Annotated in this window: 22 protein-coding genes; 7 read left to right on the top strand and 15 right to left on the bottom strand. The window is 70.6% G+C overall.

Annotated elements, in window-relative coordinates:
• The first annotated feature begins 44 nt into the window (after window positions 1-44).
• Window positions 45-1,328: a sodium:proton exchanger gene (locus E1285_RS09905; protein WP_132150368.1), complete on the top strand. Its 1,284-nt coding sequence runs from the start codon at window positions 45-47 to the stop codon at window positions 1,326-1,328.
• Here E1285_RS09905 and E1285_RS09900 read toward each other — a convergent pair.
• The 4 genes from E1285_RS09900 to E1285_RS09885 all read right to left on the bottom strand — a co-directional run bounded on the left by E1285_RS09900 (window position 1,321) and on the right by E1285_RS09885 (window position 5,465).
• Window positions 1,321-2,772, bottom strand: a complete 1,452-nt coding sequence (locus E1285_RS09900; RefSeq protein WP_132150366.1) for a class I SAM-dependent methyltransferase — start codon at window positions 2,770-2,772, stop codon at window positions 1,321-1,323. The two genes, E1285_RS09905 and E1285_RS09900, sit on opposite strands and share 8 nt — an antisense overlap.
• A gap of 100 nt (window positions 2,773-2,872) precedes the next feature.
• Window positions 2,873-3,709, bottom strand: a complete 837-nt coding sequence (locus E1285_RS09895; RefSeq protein WP_243722690.1) for an N-acetylmuramoyl-L-alanine amidase — start codon at window positions 3,707-3,709, stop codon at window positions 2,873-2,875.
• Window positions 3,710-3,827: 118 nt separating this feature from the next.
• Window positions 3,828-4,064 (bottom strand): hypothetical protein, encoded by a 237-nt coding sequence (locus tag E1285_RS09890; protein ID WP_131877713.1) that lies wholly within the window; start codon window positions 4,062-4,064, stop codon window positions 3,828-3,830.
• Window positions 4,065-4,358: 294 nt separating this feature from the next.
• Entirely contained in the window at window positions 4,359-5,465 is a 1,107-nt protein-coding gene (locus E1285_RS09885; RefSeq protein ID WP_243722688.1) for a LacI family DNA-binding transcriptional regulator, read from the bottom strand.
• A gap of 272 nt (window positions 5,466-5,737) precedes the next feature.
• Between E1285_RS09885 and E1285_RS09880 the strand changes: the two genes are divergently transcribed.
• Window positions 5,738-6,430 carry a TetR/AcrR family transcriptional regulator gene (locus E1285_RS09880; RefSeq protein WP_243722687.1) on the top strand — a complete coding sequence of 231 codons (693 nt, stop codon included), beginning with the start codon at window positions 5,738-5,740 and terminating at the stop codon, window positions 6,428-6,430.
• A 295-nt stretch (window positions 6,431-6,725) separates the two neighbouring features.
• On the opposite strand, the gene bldC is transcribed toward E1285_RS09880, so the two are convergent.
• Together bldC and E1285_RS09870 are read right to left on the bottom strand one after the other, a co-directional pair.
• Window positions 6,726-6,929, bottom strand: coding sequence for a developmental transcriptional regulator BldC (bldC, locus tag E1285_RS09875; protein WP_012850682.1), 204 nt, complete (start codon window positions 6,927-6,929; stop codon window positions 6,726-6,728).
• Between the two features lie 274 nt (window positions 6,930-7,203).
• Complete coding sequence (locus E1285_RS09870) at window positions 7,204-8,082, bottom strand: hypothetical protein (protein ID WP_347814071.1); 879 nt, start codon at window positions 8,080-8,082, stop codon at window positions 7,204-7,206.
• Between the two features lie 125 nt (window positions 8,083-8,207).
• On the opposite strand from E1285_RS09870, the gene E1285_RS09865 reads away from it, so the two are divergent.
• Together E1285_RS09865 and E1285_RS09860 are read left to right on the top strand one after the other, a co-directional pair.
• Entirely contained in the window at window positions 8,208-9,290 is a 1,083-nt protein-coding gene (locus E1285_RS09865) for a Glu/Leu/Phe/Val dehydrogenase dimerization domain-containing protein (RefSeq protein ID WP_132150362.1), read from the top strand.
• A 301-nt stretch (window positions 9,291-9,591) separates the two neighbouring features.
• A complete protein-coding gene (locus E1285_RS09860) occupies window positions 9,592-9,798 on the top strand; it encodes a DUF3073 domain-containing protein (RefSeq protein ID WP_132150360.1) in 207 nt (68 codons plus the stop codon).
• A gap of 366 nt (window positions 9,799-10,164) precedes the next feature.
• Here the strand turns inward: E1285_RS09860 and purM are convergent, their stop codons facing one another.
• Window positions 10,165-11,229: a phosphoribosylformylglycinamidine cyclo-ligase gene (gene purM, locus E1285_RS09855; protein WP_132150358.1), complete on the bottom strand. Its 1,065-nt coding sequence runs from the start codon at window positions 11,227-11,229 to the stop codon at window positions 10,165-10,167.
• The gene (gene purF / locus E1285_RS09850) at window positions 11,229-12,677 is read right to left on the bottom strand and encodes an amidophosphoribosyltransferase (protein ID WP_207946509.1); all 1,449 of its coding nucleotides are present in this window, start codon (window positions 12,675-12,677) and stop codon (window positions 11,229-11,231) included. Before purF ends, purM begins: the two co-directional genes overlap by 1 nt.
• Before the next feature lie 128 nt (window positions 12,678-12,805).
• Here purF and E1285_RS09845 point away from each other — a divergent pair, with 128 nt between their 5' ends.
• The gene (locus E1285_RS09845) at window positions 12,806-13,183 is read left to right on the top strand and encodes a hypothetical protein (RefSeq protein ID WP_132150356.1); all 378 of its coding nucleotides are present in this window, start codon (window positions 12,806-12,808) and stop codon (window positions 13,181-13,183) included.
• A gap of 41 nt (window positions 13,184-13,224) precedes the next feature.
• On the opposite strand, the gene E1285_RS09840 is transcribed toward E1285_RS09845, so the two are convergent.
• Together E1285_RS09840 and E1285_RS09835 are read right to left on the bottom strand one after the other, a co-directional pair.
• On the bottom strand, window positions 13,225-13,863 hold the full coding sequence (locus E1285_RS09840) for a LamG domain-containing protein (RefSeq protein ID WP_132150354.1): 639 nt from the start codon (window positions 13,861-13,863) through the stop codon (window positions 13,225-13,227).
• 185 nt (window positions 13,864-14,048) lie between these two features.
• The gene (locus tag E1285_RS09835) at window positions 14,049-14,537 is read right to left on the bottom strand and encodes a sterol carrier family protein (RefSeq protein ID WP_132150426.1); all 489 of its coding nucleotides are present in this window, start codon (window positions 14,535-14,537) and stop codon (window positions 14,049-14,051) included.
• Between the two features lie 140 nt (window positions 14,538-14,677).
• On the opposite strand from E1285_RS09835, the gene E1285_RS09830 reads away from it, so the two are divergent.
• Window positions 14,678-16,570 carry a serine/threonine-protein kinase gene (locus E1285_RS09830; RefSeq protein WP_132150352.1) on the top strand — a complete coding sequence of 631 codons (1,893 nt, stop codon included), beginning with the start codon at window positions 14,678-14,680 and terminating at the stop codon, window positions 16,568-16,570.
• Between the two features lie 254 nt (window positions 16,571-16,824).
• The gene (locus tag E1285_RS09825; RefSeq protein ID WP_132150350.1) at window positions 16,825-17,793 is read left to right on the top strand and encodes a hypothetical protein; all 969 of its coding nucleotides are present in this window, start codon (window positions 16,825-16,827) and stop codon (window positions 17,791-17,793) included.
• 83 nt (window positions 17,794-17,876) lie between these two features.
• Here E1285_RS09825 and purL read toward each other — a convergent pair whose 3' ends face one another.
• The 5 genes from purL to E1285_RS09800 all read right to left on the bottom strand — a co-directional run.
• Window positions 17,877-21,374, bottom strand: coding sequence for a phosphoribosylformylglycinamidine synthase subunit PurL (purL, locus tag E1285_RS48395; RefSeq protein ID WP_347814070.1), 3,498 nt, complete (start codon window positions 21,372-21,374; stop codon window positions 17,877-17,879).
• The gene (gene purQ / locus E1285_RS09815; RefSeq protein WP_132150348.1) at window positions 21,371-22,051 is read right to left on the bottom strand and encodes a phosphoribosylformylglycinamidine synthase subunit PurQ; all 681 of its coding nucleotides are present in this window, start codon (window positions 22,049-22,051) and stop codon (window positions 21,371-21,373) included. Before purQ ends, purL begins: the two co-directional genes overlap by 4 nt.
• Window positions 22,052-22,149: 98 nt before the next feature.
• Window positions 22,150-22,590 (bottom strand): ATP-binding protein, encoded by a 441-nt coding sequence (locus E1285_RS09810; protein WP_243722686.1) that lies wholly within the window; start codon window positions 22,588-22,590, stop codon window positions 22,150-22,152.
• Between the two features lie 237 nt (window positions 22,591-22,827).
• Window positions 22,828-23,070: a phosphoribosylformylglycinamidine synthase subunit PurS gene (gene purS / locus E1285_RS09805; RefSeq protein WP_131877690.1), complete on the bottom strand. Its 243-nt coding sequence runs from the start codon at window positions 23,068-23,070 to the stop codon at window positions 22,828-22,830.
• An 84-nt stretch (window positions 23,071-23,154) separates the two neighbouring features.
• Window positions 23,155-24,389 (bottom strand): IS200/IS605 family element transposase accessory protein TnpB (locus tag E1285_RS09800; RefSeq protein WP_132150344.1); only part of this gene is annotated, 1,235 nt, incomplete at its 5' end.

Raw genomic sequence — 24,389 nt, 5'->3', positions numbered from 1 at the left:
GGCGGGACGGGGCGGGGCACTGTGCAGGTATGTCCGGGGAGTCGATGTCTCGTGCGACCGAGCCGATATCTCGTGAGACGTTGCTCGTGCGGGTCACGGGCGTTCTGGTCATCGCGCTTCCGGCGGTCGTGACGCGGGTGGGCGGGCTGCATCCGGCGGCCTCGGCGGAGGTGCTGATCCACGGAGCCGGGGTGCTGTCCGCGGCGATCCTGCTGCTGTGGGCGGCGGAGACGGCGCGGGCCGACATCCCGGGGCCGCTCGCGATGGCGATGCTGGCGCTGGTCGCGGTGCTGCCCCAGTACGCGGTGGACGTCTACTACGCGTATGCCGGCGGGACGAGACCCGGCTACAGCGCCTACGCGGCCGCCACCATGACGGGCGCGAACCGGCTTCTCGTCGGGTTCGGCTGGGCGCTGGTCGTGGTCGCGCTGGCGCTGGGCGTCCGGCGGCTGTCGGGACGTTCCGGCGGCGGCGGCTCGGGCAGGCACGCCGCGCGCGGGCCGGGCAGGCGCAACGTCCGGCTGGCCGCGCGTCACCGCGTCGAGCTGGGTTTCCTGGCGCTGGCGGCCGTCCTCGGCTTCATCCCGGCGCTGACGGGCGAGATCGGCTGGTACATCGCGATCGTGCTCCTCGCCGTGTACGGCCTGTACCTGGCCCGCGTCGCCGGCGGCGGCCGGGAGGAGGACGCCTGGACGCCCGAAGGGGTACCGGCGTGGCTGGTCACGCTGCCGCGCCGGAAACGGTGGATCGCGGCCGTGGCCGGGTTCACCATCGCCAAGGTCATCTTGATTCTGTCCACGGCACGCTTCGGGGACGCGCTCGTGGTCACCGGAGCGTCCCTCGGGATCGACGAGTTCCTGCTGGTGCAGTTGCTCGCGCCGGTGGCGGCGGAGGCGCCGGTGCTGCTCGTGGCGGCCATGCTGGCGTGGCGGCTGCGCGACGCCGACGCGATCGGGACGCTGCTGTCCTGCAAGGTCAACCAGTGGACGCTGCTGATCGCCTGCCTGCCGTTCGCCTACCGCGCGGGCGGCGGCGGCTGGTCGCTGCCGCTGGACTCCCGGCAGATCGAGGAGGTGCTGCTGACCGCCTCGCAGACCGTCCTCGGGCTGGCCCTGCTCATCGATCTGGTCTTCAAGCGGTGGGAGGCCGCGCTGCTGTTCGTGCTGTTCGCGGTCCAGTTCGCCCTGCCGGGCGAGGAGGCCAGGCTGGTCCTCGCGGGCCTCTGCCTGGCGATCGGCTTCTCCGTCCTGATCGCCCGCTACCGCGACCTGGGCCAGGCGATGGAAACCGTGGTCCGCCCCCTCGGGACGCGGAAGGGGCCTAGGTGAAGAAGCCGTCCGCTATCAGGGCGGGCAGGACGGTGTCGGCGTGGGCGCGGACTTGGGCCGGGTCCATGCCGGTGAGTTGGGCGATGGCGTCGAGGAGGGGTTCGAGGGGCAGGGTGCCGTCGCAGACGCCCGCGAGGCCGGCTTCGACGGTCCCGACACCGGCCGCGCGGCGGAGGCGTCCGGTCTGGCGCAGCACGATCCGTTCGGGGTTCTCGGCTCCGGGCGGGCCGACCTGTTCCTGGACGAGGCCCGGCGCGACGCCCAGCGTCTGTCCACAGGCTGTGGAAAACTCGGCGGCCTTGGCGAAGCCGTCGAGGACGTCGCCAACGTAGGCGCCGACCGGTTGCTCGACCGCGTGCCGCAGTTCCTCGATCTGGACCGCGGGACGCTGGCTGCGCCGCAACGTGATCCACCCGAAGCCGACGCCGGTGACGCCCTGCCGCTCGAAGTGATCGAGCCACGCGTCGTACCGGGCCCGGTACCTCGGCGTACCGGCCTCGCAGGAATCCCTCAGCCACAACTCGGCATACTCCGCCGGATCCTGGACGTCCCGCTGGACGATCCACGCGTCGCACCCGTCCACCCACGAGCCGACGCGCTCCTCCCACGGGACACCGTCGATATGCAGCCAGTTCGCCAGTAGATGGCAGTATCCGCCGTCGTTCAGATGCCGTGGGGCACTCTCGACGAGGCGCCGGCAGAAGTCGTCACCCGGCAGCCCGGACTCCCGGTACGTGAAGCGCCGGTCGCCGGGCGGCGCGACCACGAACGGCGGATTGGACACGATGAGATCGAACCGGCGGCCCTGGACGGGCTCCATCAGCGACCCCTGGAGCAACTCCGCGTCGGCCACGCCGGAGAGCGCGAAGCTCATCGCGGCCAGTTCCAGAGCCCGCGGATTGACGTCCGTCGCGGTGATCCGCGCGGCCGGGGAACGCCCCGCCAGATGCACCGCCTGGACGCCGCAACCCGTCCCGAGATCGAGCATGTTGTCCACAGGCCTGTGGATAACCAGCCGCGCAAGATTGCCGGACGCGCCACCCGCACCCACCACATGATCGACCGCCGGGACGGCTCCCGATCCCGGGCGTACCGCGAGATCGGACACGGCGTATCCGGCGTGCCCGTCTCCGCTCACATCCTCCAGCGGCTCGACGCGCAGCCGGGCCCGCACCTGCCCGCCCGACACCTCGGCGAGCCCCGCTGCCACCAGATCGTCCGCCTTGATCGCCCCCGCGTCCACCGGCACCTGCAGCCAGAACAGCCGCGTCAGGACCTCCAGCGGCGACCCGCCGCCGGTCGCCCGCAACGCCGGGACGATCTCGTCCCGCGCCAGCGCGCCACCCGCGACCGCACCGAGCAGTTCCCGCACCCCAGCGACGGTGTAATCCGCCTCTAGCAGGACATCGCGGACACGAAGAAGGGGCCTCCGAAGATCAGACACTCCCCCATCCTGCCCCCTCGGCGAGAGCCCATGGGGCTCCCGCAGGACACCGGCGGGGTCGGTTCAGGCAGGTCGGTTCAGGCCCGTCCGTTCAGGCAGGTCAGCTCAGGTAGGTCTTGAAGCCTTCGGTCAGGGACTCGGCGATCCGCTGGCGGAAGGACTTGTCGGCGAACTTGGCCGCGTCTCCCTTGTTGCGCATGTTGCCGCACTCGATGAAGACCTTGGGGACCTTCGACATGTTGAGGCCGCCGAGGTCGTTGCGCCGGTCCCGGCCGTCCTCGCCCAGGTAGTTGGAGTAGGGCATCCCGGTACCGTCGCGGTAGGCGTCGCGGAGGGCCTTGCCCAGTTCATGGGAGCCGGGCACCATATCGGCGTTCCTGGGGATCGCGACCGGCTCGATGATGTGGAAGCCGTGGGCGGACGCGCGCGCGTTGCCGTCGGCGTGGATCGACACCGCGGCGTCGGCCTTCAGCCGGTTGGCGATCGCGGCGCGTTCGGTGATGCAGGGGCCGACGCCCTTGTCGTTCTTGCGCGTCAGCGTGACCTTGGCGCCCTCGGCTTGCAGCAGCTTCGCGAGCCGCTTGGAGACGTCCCAGGTGAAGGCGTGCTCGGGGTAGCCGTCGTTGGACGAGGTGCCGGTCGTGTCGCACGCCTTGCTGCCATTGCCGATCTTGACCTGCTTGTTGATCTCGTCCGGGTGGTCGGCGTTCCCGCCGTTGTGCCCGGGGTCGATGACGATCACCTTGCCGTCCAGCGCGGACGCGTCGCCCCCGGCGGCCGCGGGCGCCTTGCCGGCCAGGGAGGGCGCACCCGCTTTCGGTGGGTTCGCCGTCTCACCCTCTCCGGCGGACGTCCCGGAGGATCCCCCGCACGCGGTGAGCGCGCCGAGGCACAGCGCGATACCGGCGACCACCGGGCCGCCTAGTTGAATGCGCACTGGCCGCTTCCTCCGTGATGGGTTCGTTATGGACCCACACAGTCTGCACACCGATCAGGCTTCGTCAAACGAACTCCGGGAAACCGGCCGGTGCGCGCGGAGGGGTCGACCGAGGGGGTCAACCGAGGGGATCCTCCTTGCCCAGGAGGGCGGCGAGGGCGCGGGCCTCTTCCGCGTCCAGGCCCAGCACCACGCGAGGACGGCCCCACGGGTGGTCGATCGAATGGGCGACGTAGCTGGCGACGGACTCCGAGACCTCCTCGGCCAGGCCGCGCGCGTGGCGCCACTCCGACCATGCGCGTTCCAATTCGCTCGCCGCGTGCTGCGCGCACGACACCAGTTCCGGATCACGCACGAGACCAACCCCCCTGATGAAATGTCGTTCCCCGTGCCCGCGCGGCGCCGTCCCGTCCGGGCGGCCTCCCCCGAGGCCGCCCGGACCCGGGCGCCGAACGGTGAGTCCCATTAACCCGTCCGCGGCGGGTCACGGGCTGGCGAATGCGGCAGGCTTGGCCGGCCCCTTACCCGCTCCACACCGATTCGATGAACGATCGGCCGTTTCCTGTACGCGGGCATGACCGGGCCCGGTGCGGAAGGCGAGGCCGGCGGGGAGCGCTTGCGAGGCGGGGGGACGTGTTCCTTGGCGGGCTCAGGCGGACGGGGCGGGTCCCGTCGTCGAGCGGACCACCAGGTGCGGGACGACCAGGTTCTGCCGGGCCGCGCGGGACGGGTCGCCGATGCGCGCGGTCAGCAGTTCGGCGGCCACCCGTCCCATGTCCCGGCGCGGCTGGTCCACGCTGGTCAGCGAGATGTGGCGGATGGCGGCGAGATGGGTGTTGTCGTAGCCGACGATCGACAGCTCGCCGGGGATTCGTACCCCCAGCTCGTCGGCCGCCGACAGCGCGCCGGTCGCGACCAGGTCGTTCGGCGCGAAGATCGCGGTGGGACGGGGGTCGCGGCGCAGCAGCGCGCCCGCGGCCCGGTAGCCGCCGTCCTCGGTGAAGTCGCCGGGCTCGACGACGACCTCGGCCGCCAGCCCGTGCCGGCGCATCGCGCGCTCGTAGCCGGCGCGGCGGTAGCGCGCGGTGGTGGAGCGCGCCCCCTCGATGTGCGCGATCCGCCGGTGGCCCAGCTCGACGAGGTGGTCGACGGCGAGGCTGGCGCCGAGCTCGTCGTCGTCCACCACGATGTCGACGCCGCTGACGTCGCGCTCGCCGACGACCACGACCGGGACGCTGGCCGCGGCCTCCTTGAGGCTCTCGGGGACGACGCTGAGCAGGACCAGCCCGTCCACCCGCATCTCCAGGAACGCCTCGACGGCCTCCGCCTCGAACATGGGGTCCCAGCGGCCGCTGCCGACGAGCATCCGCAGGCCCGCGCCGTGCAGGCTCTCCTGCAGGCCGTCGAGGAACTCGGCGAAGAACGGGTTGTGCAGGTCGGCGACGATCGCGCCGATCAGCCTGGTGCGTCCCTCGACCAGGCTTCTGGCCACGGCGTTCGGCCGGTAGCCGAGTTCTCGGGCGGCCTGCAGGACGGCCTGCCTGCGGCGCTCGCTCACATGCGGTGACCCCCGCATCACCAGGGAGACGAGCGATTTGGAGACACCGGCGCGCTCGGCGACGTTGCGGATCGTCGGTTTCGGTGCGGGGACGGGCCTCCCCTCGTCGCGCGCGGCGGGAGGCGATTCCGTGCGCGGCCGGGGGACCGCACCCTCTCCCTGCCTGTTGTGCGGGGGATTTGCTTGCTCAGCTGACATGGCACTCCGTCCAGGGGGACCTGCAGGACCTGCCGCGGCAGCGCGCCGCTGGGGGATCGGCGCACCGGCCTCCGCTCGGGAGGAGATGCCATGATGCCGCGCCTTCCCCCCAAACCGCCGCAACAGGGAGTAACGGGCATCCGACAATGGTGGTTCGGGCCTGTGGTGTTCCGGGTCACAGCCGCGTCGAGGCGATCTCGACCGGGCGAAAAGCCCGTTTCGTGCCTAATCGGTATGGCGTGCCGCCTCCCGGGCTCGGATACGCTGCCCAGGTGGGAGATCGTGCGGTGGCCGGCGGCAGGGCGCGGAACCGGCAGGGCGGCGGCGGCACGGGCCGCCGCAGGCTCAGCGTCGACGAACGGCGGGACGAACTGATCGCGGCGGCGCTGCAGCTGTTCAGCACGCGCTCGCCCGAGGACATCTCGATCGACGACGTGGCGGCCACGGCGGGCGCCTCGCGCGCCCTGGTCTACCACTACTTCGGCGGCAAGTACGAGCTGTACATCGCGGCTCTCGGCAGCGCCGCCAAGCAGCTGTCGGTGCTGCTCGAACCGCCCACCGAGGGCAAGCCGATGGAGCGCCTGCGGATCTCGCTGCGGCGCTACTTCGACTTCGTGGAGAGCCACGCCGCGGGCTACACGGCCCTGCTGCGCGGCGGACCGGCCGACCGGTCGGGCGAGGTCGGCGAGATCGTCGACGGGATCCGGCAGCTGGTGCTGAACCGGGTCCTGCAATCGCTGGACGTCGAAACCCCGCAGCCAATCCTGCGCATCACTCTGCGCTCCTGGATGGCGGCCGTGGAGACCGCCGGGCTGGACTGGCTGGAGAACCGCGACGTGGGCCGTCCCGAGCTGGAGAGCCTGCTGGTCGACCACCTGGTCGTCATGCTGCACGCGGCCGGACGCCATGACCCGGGCACCGGCCAGCTGTTCGACCGCCTCTCCCAGGAGGAGCTGAGCTCGTAGGGCCCGGCTCGCACCCGGCTCATAAGACCCCGTTCGTGGGGCCCGGACGCCGTCACCCTTGGACAGTTTGTCCAATCACGGACTCAGTGTCCCCTCCTGAGAACCCTGTCCTCATGTGGACAGAAAGTCTCGTGTGTCCCAAATTCCGCGCACGTCAGCGCAGTCACGACAGTGCGGCCGCACCTACGCGACCACTTCCACTCCTACGCGACCACTTCTGTGTAACCGTCTGCACCGTCCCCGGCATCGGACGCGGTTCGGCGTCCGGCGCCGGGGGCGGCGCAGCGAACAACGGTTACTCCGACCGCTGCTGCGGGATTCCCGCGAGCAGCGCTCGCACCTCTGCCTCGCGGTAGCGGCGGTGCCCCCCCAGTGTCCGGATGGACGTGAGCTTTCCCGCCTTCGCCCACCGCGTGACGGTCTTGGGGTCGACGCGGAACATCGTCGCCACCTCCGCCGGCGTCAGCAGGGGCTCGGCCTCTGGCGTACGTGCTGACATGTTTGCGGCCTCTCCTCCATGGACCGATGACAGCGATCCTGCGATTTGATCTTCGCGCGGTCACTGATGTCCCCTATGGCCCGAAAGAGCCACTATGACATCACAACGTGTAACCTTGCCACCACTCAGCGCTACAAGCAAGTTCCTGGCAGGAGTTGCGTGCAAACATCCCCGAGGATCCGGGGTGCTGCGCCGGTGCGATGGCCTCTGAGTCACGCTGCGTGATTCTAGCGACACGTATAGTCGTATCGCGCAGGGATTCGGGAAATTTGTTTTAGTTCGCCGTCTCCAGAGCCTGGACCGGCCTCCAGCGAGCGAGGAGCCGCTTGTACATCGCCACGGTCAGCTCGGCCTCTCCCCGCTCCATCCCGGTGAGCGCCACGGCCATCTCCGCCACCGACTCGTCCGCGCTGAGCGCCCGGTCGTCCATCAGATGGACGAGCCCTCCGTAGTCGAGTTCCACAAGCGCGCGCGGGTGGAAGCCGCCCAGCCACCGGCCGAGCGTCTCCAGCCGTCCGGCCGACAGGAGATGGACGTCGCCCGTCCCGTCCCCGAGGTTCTCGCGCACCACGGGGAGCGCAGCGGAGACCCGCTGGCGCGCTTCGCCCATGGAGGTGACGTAGATGAGGGTCCGGGCCGGCGCGGCCGTCGCCGGGCCATGGCCTCCTTGCTCCTCCGACACGTCGTCCGACTTGCTGTAACCCGTCCCAGGGGTGCCGAGCATCAGGCACCGCTCACCTCGCGCGAAAGGCACGAACCAGTCCAGCGGGACGTGCCAGGTGCTCGTGAGGATGTGGGGGCGCAGCGACCGTCCCGCGTTCTTCCACTGCCCGAAGTCGCTCATCACCCGCTCCGACAGCGGCGGCGGGACGAACGCGGCCGCGACACCGGCGGCGTGCTCGTCCCTGAAGCGTTCGAAGGCCAGCCATGAGCGCAGCCGCGTCTCCCACGGGCACACGTAGATCATGTCGTCCAGGCGGCGCACGTAGGCGTCCCTGCTCTCCCGCTCCGGCACGACCTCCGGCGGCGAGCCGGTCATCCTCAGCGTGGCGTCACGGTGCTCGACTCCGAGCGCGTGGATCCGCCGCGGGCGGCGCCTGGAGTCGGCGTAGACCGTCCACAGGGTCCGCGCGGGTTCCGGGAAGGCGGTCACCGGTTCATAAACCCGTAGGTACGCGGCGTACGGAAGCACCATCGCATCGTTACACGAGATTCGGCCGGGCGGGACGGCATCGGGCGTCCTACGCTGATCTTAGAGACAGAGAGGAGGGCACTACCGTGCCTAATGTCTTCGGGGCGCCCCACAAGGGCACCGAACCCCGACACGAGCAGGTCGTCTTCTGCCAGGACGAGGCCAGCGGCCTGCGCGCCATCATCGCGATCTACTCCACCGCGCTCGGCCCGGCCTTGGGAGGCACACGCTTCTACCCGTACGGATCCGAGGACGAGGCCCTGGCCGACGTGCTCAACCTGTCCCGGGGCATGGCGTACAAGAGCGCGATGGCCGGGCTGGATCTCGGTGGCGGCAAGGCGGTCATCATCGGCGACCCGGCCACCGACAAGTCCGAGGCGAAGCTGAGGGCGTACGGACGGTTCGTCCAGTCCCTCAACGGCCGCTACTACACCGCGTGCGATGTCGGCACGTTCAGCGAGGACATGGACGTCGTGGCCCGCGAGACCAGTTTCGTCACCGGCCGGACGGTCGCGCACGGAGGCGCCGGCGACTCGTCCATCCTCACCGCGTTCGGCGTGTTCCAGGGGATGCGCGCCGCGGCCGACACCATGTGGGGATCTCCCACGCTGCAGGGAAAGCGGGTCGGGGTAGAGGGCGTCGGGAAGGTCGGTCACCGGCTGGTGGAGCACCTGCGTGAGGACGGCGCGGACGTCGTGATCTGCGATGTGAACGAGCCCGCCATCGACCGGGTCCGGTCAACGCACCCGGAAGTCGAGGTCGTCGCAGACAGCGACGCGATGATCCGTACCGAGCTCGACGTGTACGCACCATGTGCGCTCGGCGGCTCTCTCAACGACGACACCGTGACGGCCCTGAAGGCGAAGGTGGTCTGCGGTGCCGCCAACAACCAGCTCGACCACCCCGGTGTGGAGAAGCGCCTCGCCGACCGCGGCGTCCTGTACGCACCCGACTACGTGGTCAACTCCGGTGGCCTGATCCAGGTCGCGGACGAGATCGAGGGCTTCAACTTCGACCGTGCCAAGGCCCGCGCCGCGGGCATCCACGACACCACCCGAAAGATCTTCGCGTTGGGGGCCGACGAGGGCGTCCCGCCGGCGGCCGCGGCCGACCGGCTCGCTGAGCGCAGGATGTCCGAGATCGGCAGGCTGCGCGGCATCCTGGTCTGAGCCAGAGGGTCTCCAGAGGATTCGCTGGCCTGATTAGACCGTTGCAAAACCGTTGCCAGGGCCGCCGTGGAGGACTGTACGACCGTCCCCCGGCGGCTTTGGCACGTACCCGTGACCACGGGATACACTGTTGTTATCAGCAACGGAGGCGCCGCCACGTACCGTCGATGTACCGAGCCGGGCGCAAAACGGGTACGGTTGTACCCGTGACTGACGCATGGCTCATCAGGCACCGGTCCGTGTGGTACACGCGCGCTTGGATGGGCCCAAGAAAGCCCTGACCATCGAGGGGGTCGAGCCAATGGGTCGCGGCCGAGCCAAGGCCAAGCAGGTAAAGGTTGCCCGACAGCTCAAGTACAACAGTGGCAACACGGACCTCGACCGCCTGAAGGACGAACTGGGAGTCGACGACTCCGGCGAAGACTCCTATGACGAGCTCGCCGAGAAGTACGCCGATTTCGCCGAGGACTACGGCACCGAGGACCGCAAGGACGGCACCTCCGGTTGACCGGCCGACAGCGCGCCACTGCCCGCAGCACAGGGCGGTGGCGTTTGTCGTGACCTCTGGTTGTTCGCCAAGGTGCTCGTCATTGGGGTGTGGTTCATCATGGTCTCCGAACGCCGCCGAGATTGCCCGCAGGGCACGTCCGGCGGCTGACGCTTCCCGTGTGACTCGTGAGGGCTGAGAGGCGCTCTGCGTCCCTCTCAGCCCTCGCGCACGGCGTCTGCGGCGCCCGCCGCGGCGCGCGAGGCTCCTGAATCAAGCGGCCCGTCACGCAGGCTTGCCCGTCACGGCTTGCCCGTCACGCAGGCTTGCCCGTCACGCAGGCTTGCCCGTCACTCCGACTTACCCGTCACTCAGGCTGCCCGTCGCTCAGACCAGAGTCGCGGAGCCGGTGCCGCCGGCCCTGCCGTTGACTCCGCTACGTACGATGTCGCCCAGGTGCCAGGCCGGCACGCCACGGGCGGTCAGGAGGCGGAGGGCCTCGTCGGCACCGTCCGGGTCGACGATGGCGGCCATCCCGACGCCCAGGTTGAACGTCTTGTCCATCTCGGCCTGGGGAACGTCCCCGTGAGCCTGAAGGACGCGGAACAGAGCGGGCGTCTCCCAAGACGACCGGTTGAGCACGGCGTCGACGCTCGCGGGCAACGAGCGGGCCAGGTTCGCGGCCAGCCCGCCGCCAGTGATGTGAGCGAAGGCACGCACACCACCGGCCTGGATCAGGGCCAGGCAGTGCTTGGCGTAGATGCGAGTCGGTGTGAGAAGTTCCTCACCGAGTGGACGACCAAGTTCCGGCGGCTCGGATTCGAGGTTCAGATCCGTCGTGGCAAGGATGTGCCGGACGAGCGAGTACCCGTTCGAGTGAATCCCGGATGAGGCCATGGCGATGACGACGTCACCCGGGCGGACACGTTCTGGACCGAGGACCTCGCCGGCCTCGACGACACCGGTCCCGGCACCCGCGAGGTCGAACTCGTCCGCCTCCAGGAGGCCGGGGTGCTCGGCGGTCTCGCCGCCGACGAGGGCGCATCCGGCCAGAGCGCAGGCGTCGGCGATGCCACCGACGATGTCGGCGATCCGTTCCGGGACGACCTTGCCGCAGGCGATGTAGTCGGTCATGAACAGCGGCTCGGCACCGCACACGACCAGATCGTCGATGACCATGCCGACCAGGTCGTGGCCGACCGTGTCGTACACGCCGAGACGGCGCGCCAGATCGACCTTGGTACCGACACCGTCCGTGGACGTGGCGAGCAAGGGGCGCTTGTAGCGCAGGAGCGCCGAGGCGTCGAAAAGGCCCGCGAACCCGCTGACGTCATCGACTACTTCCGGACGCCGCGCGCGCGCCACCCGGGACTTCATCAACTCGACGGCGCGCTCACCCGCCGCGATGTCGACCCCAGCGGCTTCATACGAGGCCGGCGTAGGACCCGGCATCAGGTGACCTCCAGCAGGTGCTTGCCGCGGGCGTCCTCGTCCACCGGGACGGGATAGACGCCGTCGAAGCACGCCCGGCACAGACTGTCCTTGGCGATCTGCGTCGCGGAGATCAGCTCGTCCAGGGAGACGTAGCCGAGCGAGTCGGCGCCGATCGAGTCGCGGATCTCCTCGACCGACAGGTTCCCGGCGATCAGCTCGGCGCGGGTCGCGAAGTCGATGCCGTAGAAGCACGGCCAGGCGACGGGCGGGCTGGAGATCCGCACGTGCACCTCGGCGGCGCCCGCGTCCCGCAGCATCGCGACGATGGCGCGCTGGGTGTTGCCGCGCACGATCGAGTCGTCCACCACGATCAGCCGCTTGCCCTCGATGGCCTCGCGCAGCGGGTTCAGCTTGAGCCGGATGCCGAGCTGCCGAATGGTCTGGGACGGCTGGATGAACGTCCGCCCGACGTAGGAGTTCTTCACCAGGCCCTGGCCGTAGGGGATGCCGGACGCCTCGGCGTAGCCGATCGCCGCCGGGGTGCCCGACTCCGGGGTCGGGATGACCATGTCGCCCTCGACGGGGTGCTCGCGGGCCAGCCGGCGCCCCACCTCGACGCGGGTGGCCTGGACGCTGCGCCCCGCGATCGTCGTGTCGGGCCGCGCCAGGTAGACGTACTCGAACAGGCAGCCCTTCGGCCGCGCCTCGGCGAACCGCTCGGACCGGACGCCGTCGCCGTCGACCGCGATCATCTCGCCCGGTTCGATCTCGCGGACGACGCGGGCGCCGACGATGTCGAGACCGGCGGTCTCGGACGCCACGACCCAGCCTCCGCCCTCCAGTTCGCCGAGGACGAGCGGGCGGATGCCCTCCGGGTCCCGGGCGGCGTACAGCGTCCCCTCGTCCATGAAGACCAGGGAGTACGCGCCGCGGGTGGCGGGCAGGATCTCCCGCGCCGCCGCCATGGGGCCGTCGCCGTGGGTGGCCAGCAGGGCCGTCAGGACCTCGGTGTCGGTCGTGGCGGTCAGCACGCCGGGGGCGAGCCTTGCGGCCAGCTCCGGTGTGTTGATCAGGTTGCCGTTGTGGACGAGCGCCAGCCCGCCCGCGTCGCTCGACCGGAACGTGGGCTGCGCGTTCTCCCACGTGGGCGCCCCGGTCGTCGAGTAGCGGCAGTGACCCACGGCGATGTGGCCGCGCAAGGTGTTCAGCACCGATTCGTCGAACACCTGGGCGACGAGGCCCATGTCCTTGAAGACGACGATGCGTGAGCCGTCGCTGACGGCGATACCCGCGGATTCCTGCCCGCGGTGCTGGAGCGCGTACAGGCCGTAGTAGGTGAGCTTGCTGACTTCTGCCCGGGCGGCCTGGTCAGCAGGCACCCAGACGCCGAAGACCCCGCACGCGTCCTGTGGGGGGCGGTCGGTGGGATCGAGGTCGTGGCTCAGACGTCCGTCACGGAGAGGCACATTTGCCAGTCTAGATGCCTGATTCAGCTGCTCCGATCGGTGGCATGTACTTAACGGACCTTTACGCACCCGAACCACGGGCATCACGTATCTCGGGGGAGTCTGGTGACCGACACGTGGAGGAACGCATGACGCTGCCCGGGTACCAGACGTATTCGCCGCCCTCCCCGCCCAAGCGGAGCACGCTGGCGAGGACCTCGCAGGTACTCGGAATCGTCGGCCTGGTGGGGCTCGTGCTGTGCCTGGCGGGCATGATTCCGGCGCTTGTGGGGCTCGTCCTGGGGACGGTGTCCCTGATGCGGCGCGACGCCGACCGGCGGCCCGCCGTCGTGGGCGTCGTCTGCTCCGCCCTTGCCCTCGTCATCGGCGCCGGGATGCTCGTCTGGCTGCTGAGCAAGGCGGCAGAGTGCGGGGACGAGGCGCGCTACCCGGACGACACGTCGCGGCGTGGCTGCGTCGAACGAGAGTTCCCCTTCGCCAAGGGCAGCGCCGCCACCCATCGCTAGGGCTCGTGGCAAGGGCTCGTGGCAAGGGCTCGTGGCCCGCCCTAGGGGTTCTCGTAGTCGGCCAAGGAGCGGACGGCTTCCTCGTCGAGCGCGGAGGCGTAGACGCGCAGATCGTCCATGAGGCCCGCGAATCCGGGCTTGGTGGGTTCGCGGCCCAGGTAGATGGGTCCGGCCGGTGTGACGACGGCGTGTTCCAAGGGGACGGCCGCGTCCAGCCTGCCGTTGACGTAGAGGAACATCCCGTCGGTGTCCACGACAAAGGCGATGTGCGCCCACTCCCCCACGGTCAGCCTGGCGCGGCTGTCGACGAAGTCGGGGCCCTTGACGGTGAAGAGCTGGATCCGCAGCCTCATCGCGTCCGGGTACAGCCACAGCCCGAGGCCGCGCGCGTCGTGCTCGGCGACCGGCTTGTAGACGAGGCTGCGCCATTCACCGGTCGGCTCCTCGCCGATCTGGACGAAGAACGCCACGCTGAACCCGAACACCTGGCTGAGGACGAGCTGGGGTGTGGCGGGAATCACCGCCCGGCCGTTGCCTTGCAGCGACAGGGCCTCCCCGTCCCGGCCCGGGACGATCTCGGCGATCTCGTCCAACTCGGCGGCGGGGCCGGTGCCCGCCGCGTCGGCGACCAGGCGGCCGTCCACGGTGCCGACGTCGAACGTCCAGTGCGCGATCAGCACGCGATCACCTCCAGGACGGCGCCGCGCCGCCGGCAGGATGTGCGCTGCCACGATGGGCGCATGACGCCGCCTTCCAGGCCGTGCCCCGAACGGACGGTGGTGACCACGCTGGCAGCGCCGGGCGGCCCCGGCAAGACCCGAATAGGACGCTAGACCTGAAAAGGGCGATCTGCCAGTAACCCGGCTCAGCCGGTCTCTGAGGCGTCCCCGCCGGCGGGGAGGCCATCGAGCGGTTCGAGGGGCAGGGGAAGATGATCCGACAGGTCCGCGCGCGCGCCGCTGGCGCGGACCCGTCCGTCCGCTACGGCGTCGGCCCAGGCCAACCGGCCCGTGGCCAGGGCGATCCAGGCGGCCGCGTCCATCTCCACCACATTCGGGGGTGTACCACGGGTATGGTGCGGGCCGTCGATGCATTGGACAGCGGCGTAAGGAGGAACGCGAACCTCCACGGAACGGCCGGGCGCCAGCTCGGCGAGCCGGTCGAGCAGGAAGCGCACCGCTCCTTTGACGACCGGCCGGGGCGGTTCGGCTTTCCCTGTCTCGATGCAGGCGAGGACGATGTCCATGGCCGCGCGACGAAGCTCGGCCGACTCGTCCGCGCCGGTATGGGCCGGCAGGCCGAGTGCGGCGAGCTGCTCGTTCACGAGAGCGAGAGAAAGCGGTGTTCGCGACATCGCCACCGACGGTACCGGGTCGCGGCCCAAGGCGATCCGGCCTGCGATGGCGTGGCGAGGCCGCGCAGACGGTAGAAAGGACCCCGGCCGAAACCGGGAGCTCGGGGACACGGTCCCCGGAGGACACGGAGGTTCGTCAGATGCCCGAGGCGCTGCCCCTGCAGCCGGGTGACCCGCGAAGACTCGGCTCGTACGAGGTCACGGGACGGCTCGGCGTCGGCGAGCAGGGCGCCGTCTTCCTCGGCAGGGATCCTGCGGGCCGCCAGGTCGCCGTGAAGGTCCTGCATGTGCGGCTGAGCGGTGAGCCCGTCGCCAGGTCGCGGTTCGCCGGCGCGTTCGACTCCGCCCGGAAGGTGTCCGGCTTCTGCACGGCGGCGATTCTGGACGCCGATGTGGAGGGCGACCGTCCCTTCGTGGTGAGCGAGTGGGTGGACGGGCCGTCCCTCCAACAGCTCGTGGCCGAGGAGGGCCCGCGCGGCGGCGCGGTCGTCGAGCGCCTCGCGGCCGGCATGGCGATCGCGATGGCCGCCGTCCACCGGGCGGGTGCGCTCCATCACGATCTGAAGCCGGGGAACGTCCTCCTGGGGCGGGACGGGCCGAGGCTGGGCGACTTCGGTATCGCGAGCGCTCTGGAGGCGGTGAACGTGACCTTTTCCGGGCACATCACCGAGGACCCGTCCTACAAGGCCCCGGAGCAGCTCAGCGGCAGGGGCATCGGGCCCGCCGCGGACGTGTTCGCGTGGGCGTCGACCATCCTGTTCGCCGCGACGGGCCGGGCGCCGTTCGGGACCGGTTCGCCGTCCGAGGTGATGCAGCGGATCGTCTACGACGAGGTGGACCTGACCGGGGCCCCCGATTCGCTGCGCGAAGTGCTGTCCGACGCCTTCGTCAAGGACCCTGCCGACCGTCCCACGGCCCCGGACCTCCTGCAGCGGCTCCTGGACTCGTCCAGCCCGCTGGCAAGCCGGATGCCGCCCTCGATGGTGGACGAGGGCCGGGCCCTCGCCTCAGGGCCGGCCGTACAGCAACCGGGGCTGCGCCCCGGGCCAGAGTCACCTTCGCCTTCACCGCACATGCCGCCCCCCGTGCCGCCGCAGGTCCCCATAGGAGGCCCACCAGGGCCCTGGACCGCCAGCCCTGGCGTCGCAGCCACCTTCACAGACGGGACGCCGGTGCCCGGCGCGTCGGCGGGGCCTCCTCCAGGCTCCCCTGCGGCTCCCCCCTCGGACAGCGCCTCGTCGTCCTTGCTAGGGAAGCTCTCGCGCGCGCGCCGGTCACGCCCACCCGAGCCCGAGCCTGTGACGCCCCCCGCCGACCTGGACTCGTCCGCCTTCGAGGAGACCACGACCTTCAACGCGTTCGAGCCGCGGCAGCCCGACCGGGCGGAACAGACCACGCAGTTCGACGCGTTCAGCGGCCCCGACCCCACCGCCACGTTCGACGCGATCGACCTGGAACAGCAGGCGAACAGCACCGCACCGTCCCCGATGATCCCCGGCATGGGCGAGGGCCGTGACAGCGGCGGACGCAACTCCCCGCTGGCGTCCCTCGCCAAGATGCGGCGCCCGAGCAACCACGTGCTGGGGGTCGCGCTCTCGCTGTTCATCGGGGTCGGCGTGGGCATCGCCATCATCGCGCTGGTCCTGTGGCCCCAGCTCAAGGCCGATGACGGCCCGCCCCCCGACAGCGCCAACGCGTCGAACAACCGTCCGGTGACGACGATCCCGTCGTCCTTCGGCGGGACGTGGAAGGGGACGCTGGTCAACACAAGCCGCAACGCCTCGTTCCCCGTGGAGGTGACGTTCGACGTGGGCGGCACCACAGCGCGCGCGGTCTATCCACGGGAAGGCTGCAACGGCACGCTCACGCTCACCAGGGGCACGGAGAGCGCTCTGAAGATGGCCCTGGCCGTCGGGAAGCCGTGCACGGCCGGGGTCGTCCAGATCACCCGGCAACCGGACGGCACGCTCCAGTACACGTGGAACAAGCCCGGCACGAACCTCGGCTACGGGGGCCGCCTGATCCGCGACTGAACCGGAACCGCATGCGACACGTATGAACCGGCGGAATGCCCGATTCGCCCACTGAAAACTTGATAGTTCCGCTAAGGTTCCCTCGGAAGTGAGCCCTTGTGAGTCCAGTCACGTAAGATGGCTCGGCTCCCAGCAAGGAGCCTGACATCTCGCGCTTGGCGCCGTCTCACTCGCCGCAGGGGTCTAGCCTTGGCGAAACTGCAGACGGTTGTTTAATGTTCATTGACCTTCGGCCGTGACGAGAGGAGAAGCACGTGGAGACCCCCGCCTCCACACGCAGGCACGGTAGGCGACGCGCCGCCGTGGCTCTCGTGGCGCTCGCCACCGCACTGCCCCTGTTCGGTACCGCCACTCCGTCCGGCGCCGCCGCGTCTCCGGCGGCCGCCGCGTACGTCCCGCTCGACCCGGGCGACAGCGCCAAGTTCGCCAAGCTGAACCGGCAGATCGAGCAGCTCGAGAAGGAACTCGGCGGCGACCTGGCCAAGCTCAAGGACATCCAGTACGCGGCCAAGAAGGCGCACCAGAAGTCGAAGACCCTGGAAAAGGACCTCATCGAGGCCCGCAGCATCGCCGCCCAGCTCGCCGCGACCCAGTACATGAGGAACGGCGAGGACCCCACGGTCACCTTCCTGTCCGCCTCCAACCCGAGCGAGCTCCTCAGCAACGCCAGCCTGGTCAGCCACATGGCCCAGAACCAGCACGCGAAGGTCGAGCAGATCCAGAAGCTCATCAACGAGCAGGCTCAGGCCCGCAAGCAGGCCGAGGCGAAGATGACGCAGGTCAAGAAGGAGATCAAGGACCTGAAGAGCCGCAGGACCAAGATCGAGGCCCTGGTCAAGAAGTACAAGCCCGAGTCGCCGGTCAGCGGCCTGGGCGGCGTCACGTCCCGCATGCTCAAGACCAAGAACGCCATCGACCTGGAGTTCGGCCCCTTCCCCACCATCGGCTGCGTCCGCGGCGGCGTCGACGCCCAGGACCACGGCACCGGCCAGGCCTGCGACTTCATGGTGACGACCGGCGGCGTCATGGCCTCGGGCAGCGCGCAGACCCAGGGCGACCAGGCGGCCCAGTACGCCATCTCCAACGCCAGCTCCCTCGGCGTCAAGTACGTCATCTGGCGCCAGCGCATCTACGACATGCGCAGCCCCGGCTGGCGCGCGATGGAGAACCGAGGCGGCAACACCGCCAACCACTACGACCACGTCCACATCTCGGTCTTCTGAGCCTTCCGGCTCATGCAGAAAGGGCGCCCCGGTGAGGGGGCGCCCTTTTCTTGTCTGGTGTGGACGTGGGTGGGTGTGGAGGGTCAGTCGGCGTAGCTCGGGAGCATGCGTTCGTGGGACTCCCGGAGTTCGTACAGCGGGATGCTGAACAGTTCCTGCTGCTCGCCGTCGGGGCCGTGGCCCGTGACGCTCAGGGAGTCGCCGCCGGCCACGCCGATCTGGCTGACGGGGACGCCCGCCGACTCGCACAGGGCCGCCAGGCGCGCCTCGGCACCCGGGCGGACGGCGACCATGGCGCGGGCCACCGACTCGCTGAACAGGGCCACGAACGGGTCGCCCGGCAGCGTGATGCGGGCCCCCAGTCCGCCGCGCAGGCACGACTCCACGAGCGTCTGGGACAGGCCGCCGTCCGACAGGTCGTGGACGACGGTCACCAGCCCGTCGCGGACGGCGTTGACGAGCACGGAGGCCAGCGACGTCTCGGCCTTGAGGTCCACCAGCGGCGGCAGGCCGCCCAGGTGCCCGTAGACGACGTGCGCCCATTCCGAGCCGCCGAACTCCTCGCGGGTCTCGCCGAGCAGCGCGATCGTGGCGCCGTCGGTGGTGAGCCCGATGTTCACGCGGCGCCGTACGTCGTCGTGGACGCCGAGGACGCCCACGACCGGGGTCGGGTTGATGGGCGTGGAGCCCGTCTGGTTGTAGAAGCTCACGTTGCCGCCCGTGACCGGGATGCCGAGGTACTGGCAGCCGTCCGCCAGGCCCTCGACCGCGCGGGCGAACTGCCACATGACCCCGGGGTCCTCCGGGGAGCCGAAGTTGAGGCAGTTGGTGACGGCCAGCGGCCGCGCACCCGTGGCGGCGACGTTGCGGTACGCCTCGGACAGGGCCAGTTGCGCGCCCGCGTACGGGTCCAGGCGGGTGTAGCGGCCGTTCCCGTCGAGGGACAGCGCGATGCCCAGCCCGGACTCGTCGTCGATGCGCACCACGCCCGCGTTCTCCGGCATGGCCATCACGGTGTTGCCGAGCACGTACCGGTCGTACTGCGACGTCACCCACGTCTTGCCGGCCAGGTTCGGCGACCCGGCCAGCCACAGCACCGTGCGGCGCAGCTCGTCGCCGTTGGACGGGCGGGTGAGGCGGCCCGGCGTGTCGGACTGGAGGGCGCCGAGGTCCAGCGGGGGCTCCAGGGGGCGCCGGTACACCGGGCCCTCGTCGGCGGCCGTGGTCGGCGGGAGGTCGACGATCGTCTCGCCCCGCCACGTCATGACCAGCCGGCGCGTGTCGGTGACCGTCCCGATCACGGTCGCCGGGATCTCCCAGCGGCCGCAGATCTCCATGAAGCGTTCGACTTTGTCGGGCGTGACCACCGCCATCATGCGCTCCTGCGACTCGCTCATGAGGATCTCCTCGGGCAGGAGAGTCTCGTCGCGGAGCGGGACGGCGTCGAGGTTGACGTGCATGCCGCCGGTGCCGGCCGCGGCCAGCTCCGTCGTCGCGCAGGACACGCCGGCGGCGCCGAGGTCCTGGATGCCGACCACGAGGTCCTCGTTGAACAGCTCCAGGCAGCACTCGATGAGCAGCTTCTCCATGAACGGGTCGCCCACCTGGACGGACGGCCGCTTCTGGTGAGACTCGTCATCGAAGTTCGCCGAGGCGAGGACGGAGGCGCCGCCGATGCCGTCCGGGCCGGTCAGCGCACCGAACAGGATCACCTGGTTGCCGGGGCCGGGGGCCGTGGCGCGCTGGATGTCCTCGTGCCTCATGAGGCCGACGCAGAGCGCGTTGACGAGGGGGTTCTGCTCGTAGCAGGCGTCGAAGACCGTCTCGCCGCCGATGTTGGGCAGGCCGAGCGAGTTGGCGTAGCCGCCGATGCCCGCCACCACGCCGGGCAGGACGCGCTGGGTGTCGGGGGCGTCCGCCGGGCCGAACCGGAGCGAGTCCATCACCGCGATGGGCCGGGCGCCCATCGACATGATGTCGCGCACGATCCCGCCGACGCCGGTCGCGGCGCCCTGGTATGGCTCCACGTAGGACGGGTGGTTGTGCGACTCCACCTTGAAGGTGACCGCCAGCCCCTGGCCGACGTCCACGACGCCGGCGTTCTCGCCCATGCCGACGAGCAACTTGTCCGTCTTCGGGGCCTTGTCACCGAACTGGCGGAGGTGGACCTTGGAGCTCTTGTACGAGCAGTGCTCGCTCCACATCACCGAGTAGATCGCCAGCTCGGCCGAGGTGGGGCGGCGCCCGAGAATGTCGCGGACGCGCCGGTACTCCTCCTCGTTCATCCCCAGCTCGGCGAACGGCTGCCGACGCTCCGGGGACGCGGCGGCGATGGCCACGGTGTCCGTGCCGGAGTAGGCCTGGCCTTCGATGGCCGGCTGCGGGCCCGTCCCGCGGCCCAGCGCGGGCTGCGGGCCCGTCCCGGGGCCGACTGCGGGCTGCGGGCCGGTGCCGTGCCCGACGGCGCGCTGCGGGCCGGTGCCGGGGCCGACGGCGGGCTGCGGGCCGGTGCCGCGCCCGACGGCGCGCTGCGGGCCGGTGCCGGGGCCGACGGCGGGCTGCGGGCCGGTGCCGGGGCCGACGGCGGGCTGCGGGCCCGTGCCGCGTCCCTCGGGCTGGACGGGCGGCTGCGGGCCCGTGTTCAGGCCGACGGTGAGCTGCGGGCCGCTCCCGGGGTTGACCGTGGGCAGCGGCCCGGTGCCGAGAGCGGGCTGAGGGCCGGTGCCTAGCGCGGGTACAGGGCCGGTGCCCAGTGCGGGCAGAGGGCCGGTCCCAGGCCGGTCACCCTGGACGGGCGGCTGCGGGCCCGTGTTCGGCCCGGCGGCGGGCTGCTGCCCGGGGCCGGGCGTGGGCTGCGCGTCGGGCCGGTCGGCTTGGACGGGCGGCTGCGGGCCCGTGTTCGGCCCGACCGCCTGCTGCGGGCCCGTCCCCGTACCGACCGCAGGCTGCGGGCCGGTCCCGGGACCGGCAGAGGGCTGAGGTCCGGTGCCCAGAGCAGGCTGAGGTCCGGTGCCTAGTGCGGGCAGGGGGCCGGTGCCCAGAGCGGGCGGAGGGCTTGCTCCTGGCTCGACGGCGGGCTGCGGGCCCGTTCCCGGCCCGGCGAAGGGCTCGGGGCCGGGGCCGGCCAGGGGTTGCGGGCCGCTGTCCCGGGTGGTGGGGTCCGTCGGCGGAGCGGTGAATCCGTTCAGGTCCGGGTTGGTGAGCGTCGGGTCCGCCAGGGTGGAGGCAGGGTCAGCGGCGGCGCTCTCCTCGGCCAGGGCTTGGGCGAACTGCTGTTCCGGCCCTTCGAGGGGTGCGCCGGGCAGCGGCTGAGCCGACCTGAGCACGGCCTGGGCGGACGGGTCCACCTGGATCATCGGCCGCGGCTGAGCGGCCGATCCGGGCTGGGTGGCGGTGGCGGCCCGGTCCGCGGGCTTGGCCTCCTCCAGCATGGCCTCGAAAGCCTGCGTGACCGACGGGTCGATCGGCTGGAGCTCGGGGTCGTCCGCGTCGGACCTGAGCTCGCCGAGCCACTCCATCGACGGCTCGTCAGTGGATTCCCGGGTGGCGCGCCCGGAGGCGTGTGGCGGTTGCTCGCTCATGCGTTGACCAGTCTCTTGACAATGGAGGAAAAGAAGCCGAGCCCATCGGTGGACGGGCCGGTCAGTGACTCCACGGCGTGCTCGGGATGCGGCATGAGCCCGACCACGTTGCCGGCTTCGTTGCAGATCCCGGCGATGTCATCGAGGGAGCCGTTGGGGTTCAGGTCGAGGTATCGGGCGACGATCCGGCCGGTGTCGGCCAGTTCGATCAGCGTCTCCCTGTCGGCGGTGTACCGGCCGTCCCGGTTCTTGATCGGGATGACCAGCTCCTGGCCCTCACGGTACTCGGTCGTCCAGGCGGTGTCGGTGTTCTCCACTCGAAGCCGCTGGTCGCGGCAGACGAAGTGCAGGCCGGCGTTCGGCAGCAGCGCGCCCGGCAGCAGGTGCGACTCGCACAGCACCTGGAAGCCGTTGCAGATGCCGAGGACCGGCAGGCCCGCCTCGGCGGCGGCCGCCAATTCGGTCATGAGCGGTGCGAACCGGGCGATAGCCCCGGCCCGCAGGTAGTCCCCGTACGAGAATCCGCCGGGCAGTACGACCGCGTCGACCCCCTGCAGATCGTGGTCGCCGTGCCATAGGGCGACCGGCTCGGCGCCGGCCAGCCGCACGGCACGTGCGGCGTCCTTGTCGTCGAGAGAACCGGGGAAGGTGACGACCCCGACCCGGGCAGCATCCATCTCTACTGTTCCTCCGAAATGAGGGGCGGCCGGGACTGGCGGTTCTCCTCCGCCGATCACCCCGCTGCGCGTCGCATTCCCCCCGCGCGCGTACCAATCTACCCGGCGTTGTGGACGAGATTGTGGTCGAGGCGCCGCACCAGCGCCTCGTCCCGCCAGCTCAGGCGCTTCCGCAGGCTGACGACGGTGCCCCTGTCGGGCGAGCTGTCGATGGCGAGGTCGTCGACCAGCGCACGCATGATCCTAATCCCGCGTCCGGATTCGCCCAAAACCCCCCGATCCTCGGGGGCCGGCCGGGGCCCGCCGCCCCGGTCCATGACTTTGAGCACACAAACGCCCTCGTCCACGTGCCCTGTGACCTGGTACTCACCGGACGCGCGGACGTGCTGGACGACGTTCGTGCACGCCTCGGACGTGGCGACCAGTACGTCGTCGACGCAGTCCTCGGTGACGCCCAGCCCCCGCAGCGCGTCACCGACCACCCGCCGTATCACCGGGATGCTGAGCGCTTCGCGCGGGAGCGCGAGCGAGAACCTCATTTCCACCCGGACACCTCGTGTCATGCCCCGGGCTTCCTGGCCGTTCCCCCGGTCCCCGGAGCGTGCTCGACGACTCGACGCAGCTAAGACTTCCCCGGCGGTATCTTCCGTAATCGCTATACTGCCGGGTCGTTCCGCGAAATCTAGTCAATGACCCGAGCCCGCGGAAAGGCCCGTGGGCCCATGGAACGCGCCAACTTCCCCCGGAGACGAACGGGCATTCAATGCCATTTCCGGCTAGAGAACGCGAACCTCGAAGTTCTCGATGACCGGGTTGGCGAGGAGCGTTTCGGCGATCTTGCCGACCTGCTCCAGGGCCGCCTCGTCGGCCTCCCCCTCCAGTTCGACCTCGAACCGCTTCCCCTGCCGGACGGCGACGACGCCGTCGAACCCCATCTGCGGAAGCTTCCGGGCGATCGCCTGCCCTTGCGGGTCCAGGATCTCCGGCTTGAGCATGACGTCTACGACGACACGCGCCACGACCGCCCCCTCACTGGTCTGCGCTTTCCTTACTATCCCGAAGCGTACGGCACCATGGCTGTTCAAGACCCATCCGCACCGTTCCTAACCAGGATCCAGGAGTGAGTGTTGCACCCACGTCCCGGTACTGCGCGCGTCCCGAACGGTGTTGGATGCGCTGGTTGCCCGCGTTCGTTGTGTCGCCGTCCGGGGGCGTGCATCGTGTGCGCGTTCCGGGACGGGCGAGCGGGTTCCCTCACGCCCCTGGGCACCCGGTTCGGCCTGGGCGGTCCGATGCCCGCGCCCATCGCTCTGGTGGGTGCGGGGCGGTGTCGTCCGTCGCCGGATCGGGTGTCCGAGGGCGCGTCTGCCGATCGCCACCGAGGCGGCGTCATGGCAGGTCATCTTCCTATCGCTGGTGGTGAGGGGTTTGCGCCAGTGCTGGTCGCCCCATCTCGAGGTGTAGGCCGGATCGACCGCGACGATCGCGAGCCCCTGCTCGGCGGCCATCGAGACCAGCCGCGCCTTGAGTTTCCCGGTGGGGAAGCCGGAGATGAGCTGCCGGAATCGTTTGCGTCGGCCGTGTTTCTCCCGGGTCTTGTCTTGGGCGAAGTCCAGGTCTTCGATGGCGATGGCGGCGACGCCGCATCGCCGGGCCCAGTGCAGCAGGGCGGTGATGGCGTGCCGGACCTGCGCGTCCCGGTGCCCGACGGTCCCGGACAGGTCGTAGCCGAACCGCATGGGGTCGCCGACCGGGTTGCCGTGGGTGTCCAGGCGGTAGGCGGCGAAGTGGTCGGTGTTGGTGTCGACTCCGATGATGCCGTGGGCGCGGGCCGCCTCGAGCGGAACCGTGGGGGTGGTGGGGCGTTTCCAGGATGCGGTGAGGTACCAGCGGTCCCGGTCCGGGTCGTGGTGGATGCGGTAGGCCACCGCCCGGTCCACGGTGATCCGGTCGGCCCACTCGGCGGCCCGGTGCGCGAACCGCACCCGGGCGGTCAGGACGTAGCGGCCGTGCGGGGCGTTGGCCAGATGCGCCAAAGGGGCAGGCAGCCTGATCGATACTTCGCCGTCGGGGGTGACGCGGATGGTCTCGTTGCCGTACCGCTTCCCGCTTTCGCCGTCGGCCTGCCAGAACCACCGCCCGGCCTCCCACCGCGCCCGCCACTGCTCCTCGGTCAGCCCGGCGGCGTCCAGGTGGTGGCGGGTGTTCAGCAGGCGCCTGCCGCCGCGCACCACCCGCACCCGCCCGGCGTCCCAGTCGGCCTGCACGCGTGCGAGGCGGTCCTTGAGGACGTGCAGGCGGCGGGACTTGGCGAACCACTCCCGCCTCGACCGATACC

It is taken from the genome of Actinomadura sp. 7K507, from assembly GCF_004348425.1.
Classification (GTDB): Bacteria; Actinomycetota; Actinomycetes; order Streptosporangiales; family Streptosporangiaceae; genus Spirillospora.
The sequence above is the reverse complement of the archived record's forward strand: the minus strand, read 5'-3'. Positions and strand labels throughout refer to the sequence as shown.